General features: G+C 68.3%; 7 protein-coding genes. 3 read left to right on the forward strand and 4 right to left on the reverse strand.

Translation table 11 applies throughout. The features are described 5' to 3' along the window. Positions 1-49: 49 nt before the first annotated feature. Positions 50-430: a 30S ribosomal protein S6 gene (gene rpsF / locus AC1DZ6_RS18070; RefSeq protein WP_477098532.1), complete on the reverse strand. Its 381-nt coding sequence runs from the start codon at positions 428-430 to the stop codon at positions 50-52. 351 nt (positions 431-781) lie between these two features. Between rpsF and AC1DZ6_RS18075 the strand changes: the two genes are divergently transcribed. Next, positions 782-1408: a hypothetical protein gene (locus AC1DZ6_RS18075; RefSeq protein ID WP_477098526.1), complete on the forward strand. Its 627-nt coding sequence runs from the start codon at positions 782-784 to the stop codon at positions 1406-1408. Positions 1409-1411: 3 nt separating this feature from the next. Here the strand turns inward: AC1DZ6_RS18075 and AC1DZ6_RS18080 are convergent, their stop codons facing one another. From AC1DZ6_RS18080 to AC1DZ6_RS18090, 3 genes are all read right to left on the reverse strand, one after another. Then, positions 1412-2215, reverse strand: a complete 804-nt coding sequence (locus AC1DZ6_RS18080) for a sterol desaturase family protein (protein ID WP_477098527.1) — start codon at positions 2213-2215, stop codon at positions 1412-1414. A gap of 71 nt (positions 2216-2286) precedes the next feature. After that, positions 2287-3402: a helix-turn-helix domain-containing protein gene (locus tag AC1DZ6_RS18085; RefSeq protein WP_477098528.1), complete on the reverse strand. Its 1116-nt coding sequence runs from the start codon at positions 3400-3402 to the stop codon at positions 2287-2289. A 90-nt stretch (positions 3403-3492) separates the two neighbouring features. Further along, the gene (locus tag AC1DZ6_RS18090; protein WP_477098529.1) at positions 3493-4044 is read right to left on the reverse strand and encodes a peroxiredoxin; all 552 of its coding nucleotides are present in this window, start codon (positions 4042-4044) and stop codon (positions 3493-3495) included. Between the two features lie 122 nt (positions 4045-4166). On the opposite strand from AC1DZ6_RS18090, the gene AC1DZ6_RS18095 reads away from it, so the two are divergent. Together AC1DZ6_RS18095 and AC1DZ6_RS18100 are read left to right on the forward strand one after the other, a co-directional pair. Next, positions 4167-4646, forward strand: coding sequence for a group II truncated hemoglobin (locus AC1DZ6_RS18095; RefSeq protein WP_477098530.1), 480 nt, complete (start codon positions 4167-4169; stop codon positions 4644-4646). An 83-nt stretch (positions 4647-4729) separates the two neighbouring features. After that, a partial coding sequence (locus AC1DZ6_RS18100) for an ACP S-malonyltransferase (RefSeq protein WP_477098531.1) occupies positions 4730-5407 on the forward strand: 678 nt, incomplete at its 3' end.

Consider the following 5407-nt stretch of genomic DNA (forward strand, 5'->3'; position numbering starts at 1 on the left):
GAGCGCCGGCTTCGGGAGCAGTGGTATCGGTCATGATCTCTCTTCTCCCTTACGCGGCCGGCGCGAAGTCGTCGCGCGGGCGCTCGGTGCGCTCGCCACGTTCGCGGTCGCGACGGGCCAGAACCGGCGACAGTTCCAGGTCCAGCTCTTCGACGCGGATGGTCATGAAGCGCAGCACGTCTTCATTGATCAGCAACTGACGTTCCATCTCCTTCACGGCCGCGGCCGGAGCGTCGATGGCGAGCAGGGAGTAGTGGCCCTTGCGGTTCTTCTTGATGCGATAGGTGAGGTTACGCAGGCCCCAGTATTCGATCTTGGCGATGTGACCGCCATTTTCTTCCAGGAGGGCCTTGAGTTGCTCATTCAGAGCTTCGGCCTGTTGCGGCGAGATGTCCTGCCGCGCGATGACCACGTGTTCGTAGAACGACATGTTTTCCTTCTTCCGGCTTGGAAAGCGGCGCGGCCGACGGCGGAAGTCCGTCGACCACGATGGATCCTGCATGCCGAGCGGGAAATCCCGACCCAAAGGGCTGCGTGCAAGACCGCCATCCGTGAGAGGGCGCGCTAATAGCCGAAAGGTCGCGCCAAGGCAAGGAAACCCTGCGGATCCGCCAGGTCCGGCCCAGCGGCGCGGCATCGGCTCGGAAATCCACGCGGCAATAATCGCCTGGAAACGAGGCGGCGAACAGTTGTCATACAAATTTGACGCCCAAGGTGTTTGGACGCGCAAAGGCTTATGCTATCGGGGTTCATGGGGTTTCGAACGCTTGCATCCCTGATCGTGGCGACGGCCGCGACCGCCGCCTTCGCCTTGCCGGCGACGGCGGGCGACATCGTGCGCAAGCCCGATCTGTCGGTGTGGGGCGCGGACGGCCACTTCCAGGGCTATTCGGCCGCCCAGACGCTGGACCTGTCCAGCGACGCCGAGAAGGCGACCTTCACCGCCAAGGTGGCCGGCGCCATCGACGATCCCACCTATAATTTCGACCTCAAGCTAAACCAGAAGCCCGACGAGCACGTCGCGGCCAATCGCGCGGTCGGTGTGGGGGCGTCCTGGAACGCCCGCGAGGCGGCGATCCGCTCGTCCCTGGCCCGTTCGTTCGGCTTCGGCCTGCTGCCCAGGACCAACTATGTGCGGCTGTCGATGGACATGAACGCCACCCAGCCGGTCTATCTGCGCGGCGCCATGCCGGTGACCCGCGCCAATGTGCGGTCCGAACTGACCCTGGATGGGCGTCCGGTCGCCTCGATCGCGGTGGGCGGCGGGACGATGGGCGAGGAGGGCGTCGATTTCAGCCTGACCCGGCCGTTCGACATCCCCGCCGAGTTCACCGTCAGCCTGCGGGCCGCCGACGAGCGGGTCCAGGACGGCCGGCTGATGGTCAAGCTGGTCCGCACCACCTGGTAGGCCTCAGGCGGCTTCCGCCGCCTTGATCTCCACCTCACGCCTCGGGCGGCGCACGGCCTGGGCGAACCGCTCCAGATAGCGCGGGTTCTCGGTGCCCATCATCCGGTCCCACCAGGTGAAGTAGAGGCCGTAGTTCCAGCCTGCCTGGGCGTGGTGCAGGTCGTGATGGGTCACTGTCGTCAGCCAGGGCAGCAGCGGACGCCCGTCCCGGGCGGCCGGAAACAGCTCGTAACCGCTGTGGCCCAGGGTGTTGCGGACGATCTGGTGCAGCATGAACAGTCCCGCGACCGGCCATTGGGTGGGCACGATCAGCATCCACAGCGGCACGAACAGCGCGTTGATCGCCGCCTCGCCCAGGTCGAAGCTGTAGGCGGTGAACGGCGAGGGGCTGTTGGACCGGTGATGGCGACGGTGGAAGGTGCGAAACAGCCGCCGGTCGTGGATCAGCCTATGGGTCCAGTAGAACCAGGCGTCGTGGGCGACGATCATCAGCACGAGGCTGGTCCAGAACCAGACCGGGCCCCACGCGCGGGCGATGTACGGACCGGGCATCAGGCCGGCGCGGAACAGGCCGAAGCTCAGCAGGCCGACGGTCGAGAACACCATGATCGAGCGGATCGAGCAGGCGAACTCGATCACCAATTGTTGGGCCGGCGGGCGGCCTTCGCGGATCTTGCGGCCGGCCAGCGGGACCGCCAGCACGACCCACAGCGCCAGCCAGACGCCGACCGCGAAGATCACGTAGCGGCTGACGTCGGTGAACACGCCGTGCAGCCAGTTTTCGGCGAAGGGGAGCAGGAACGACATCGGGTTTTCCTCGGATGGACGACGTCCCGAGGAAGACGCGGCGACCGGAGCCCGTCGCGCCGATCGCGAAATCAGGCGGACTTGTCGGCTTTCGGCGACGGTTCGCCGGTTTCGACCAGTCTCAGCCGCGCCGGGACCGGGGTGTTGGCGGTCCGCCATTCAGTTGGGGTGACACCGGTCGCGGCGCGGAAAGCCCTGTTGAACGGCCCCAGCGAGGCGAAGCCCAGGTCGTAGGCGATGGTCGAGATCGATTTCAGGGCCAGGTCCGGGGCGGCGAGGGCGGTCTTGGCCGCCTCGACGCGCCGACCGTTGACGTAGTCGGCGAAGTTGCGATGGCCCAGGACGCCGTTGATCAGCCGGCGCAGGCGGTGCTCGGGCGCGCCGACCAGGGCGGCCAGGGCGCTGATCGACAGGTCCTCGCCGCGCCAGACCTCGTCTTCGTCCATGGCGGCCTGCAACCGCGCCAGCACCAGCCGGTCGGCGGGGGTGAGGTCCAGGGCCGCCGCGGGCGTCGAGGGCGCGGCGTGGCCCGCCTGGACCGGGAGCTCGACCAGCATGGGTTCGGCCCGGAGCAGGGCCGTCGCGCCGACCAGGGCCAGGGCCGCCAGGGCCAAGGCCTGGGCCACGCTGGGCGCGTAGATCCACGGCAGACCTGTGGCCCAGGCCATGTCCTGGGCGCTCAGCAGCAGGATGTAGCCGGCGGCGGCGATCATCACCGGCCCGCGCAGCCGCCGACGCTGGATGACCAGGTCGCCGCGCCACCCGCGCCAGATCACCAGCAGCGCATGCAGGACCAGCCCCACCGAGGTCAGGTTGAACACCAGCCAGAACGGCCGGCAGATTTCCGGCGGCATGAAGCGCGCCAGGGCCCATAGAACCACAAGGCCGAGCGCCGGCCAGAGGCGGTGCGGCGAGAAGCGCCGCTCGTCGGCGAACAGGGCGTAGGCCAGGGCCCAGAACAGGCCGGTGGTGGCCACCGACATTGCCCAGATCAACGGCGTGGCGTGGTCCGTCCCGCCCGGTCGGTAGCCGTCGAGGACATGGGCGATGGCGCAGAGGAAGAACAGGCCGCCGACCCAGCGCGCCGGCGTGGGCCGCCGGTCCAGCACCAGGGCCAGGCCCGTGACGCCGAAGCCGCCGATGGCGACGCCGCGGGCCAGGGTTTCGAGGGGGATCATATCGACCATGGCCGTGATCCTAGATGCGGCGCGTGAAGATCACTGGGATCGTCACGCGCCGATTTCGCAAGAGGCTGGCCGAAATCCGTTCGGCGCGTCCTACTTGGCGCCCTTATAGGCCTTCACGGCGTCCATGGTCTTGGTGACGTGCCCCTGGAAGTTGCCGTCCGTGTAGGTCATCAGGATCTTGCCGTTCGGCGCGATCACATAGGAGGTGCGGTTCGACCAACCTCCGGGCATCGGTACGCCCGCCGCGGTCATGCCGACATCGTAAGTCTTGACCAGGCCGGCGGGCGCGGCGGCGACGGCGAACTTGTCGCGGCAATGCTCGCTGGAGAAGGCCTTGATCTTGTCGACATTGCCGGCCGTGACACCGATCACCGTGGCGCCCAGCTTCTCGAAGTCGGGCGTGGCCTCGGCGAACTCGTGGGCCTCGGCCGTGCAGCCCGAGGTGTAGGCGGCGGGGAAGAAGTACAGCACCACCGGCCCCTTCTTCAGCGCCTTGGACAGGGTGAAGGAGAAGTCCTTGCCGGCCAGGGCGGCGGGAGCGGTGAAGTCGGGCGCCTTGTCGCCGACCTTGAGGGCGGCGAGGGCGGGAGAGGCGGCCAGAAGGGCGCCGCAGAGAGCGAGACCGGTAAGCAGGCGTTGCATGCGTAGGCTCCAGGAGAGGCGAGGGCGCAGCCAGCTGCGTCATGAATTCAATAACGCCATTCCTCCGCCTTCCAAACGTCAACCTGCGCCCTTAAGACCAAAGGCGTAAACGGGAGGCGGCCATGGCGCTCGGCGAAACGGAAATCCCCACCTTGGCGGCCTGGGCGGGCGGGCCCGAGCGCTTCCGGGCGTTGTTCGAGGCCTTCTACGCCGCCGTGCCCAACGATCCGGTCCTGGCCCCGGTGTTCGCCGGCATGAACCCGCGCCACGCCGAGCATGTGGCCGCCTTCGTCACCGAGGTGTTCGGCGGCCCCAAGGCCTACAGCGAGGCCGGCGGCGGGCACGCGGCGATGATCGGCCATCACCTGGGTCGCCACCTGACCGAACAGCAGCGCCGGGCCTGGGTTTCGCTGATGCTGGACACCGCCGACGCGGTGGGCCTGCCGGCCGATCCGGAGTTCCGCGCCGCCTTCGTCGGCTATCTGGAATGGGGAACGCGGCTGGCGGTGATCAACTCCGCGCCCGGCGTCGAGGCGCCCGCCGACAACCCGCCGATGCCGATCTGGGGCTGGGGCCCGCCGGGCGGACCCTGGCTGGGCTGACTTGCCGCCCCGCGTTCGATGGCCTAACCCTCCGCGCCAGAATCTTTAAGAACCTGAATCTTTAGAAAGAGGCGCGGGCTTCCATGAGCATCGCTTTCATTTTCCCCGGCCAGGGCAGCCAGACGGTCGGCATGGGCGCCGATCTCGCCCAGGCCTTCGCCGCCGCCCGCGAGGTCTTCCAGGAGGTCGACGACGCCCTGGGCCAGAAGCTGTTCAAGCTGATGGTCGAGGGGCCGGAGACCGACCTGACCCTGACCGAGAACGCCCAGCCGGCGCTGATGGCGGTCAGCCTGGCCGTGTCGCGCGTGCTGGAAAAGGAATTCGGCGTCGGAATCGACAAGGCCGCCTTCGTGGCCGGCCACAGCCTGGGCGAATACAGCGCCCTGGCCGCCGCCGGCGCGATCACCCTGGCCGACACCGCCCGACTGCTGAAGCTGCGCGGCCAGGCCATGCAGCGCGCCGTGCCGGTGGGCGAGGGCGCGATGGCCTCGCTGATCGGCCCGAAGACCGACCTGGCCCTGGCCGAGGCCGCCGCGGCCGCTGGCTCGGAAGTTGGCGTCTGCGTCGTGGCCAACGACAACAACAACGGCAACGTGGTGATCTCCGGCGAAAAGGCCGCCGTGGACAAGGCCATCGAGAAGGCCAAGGAATTGGGCGCGCGCGCCATTCCGCTGAACGTCTCGGCCCCGTTCCACTGCCCGCTGATGCAGCCGGCCGCCGACGAGATGGAAGAGGCCCTGGCCCGTACGACCATCGTCTCG

Source organism: Caulobacter sp. P1_B12_2 (assembly GCF_056406675.1).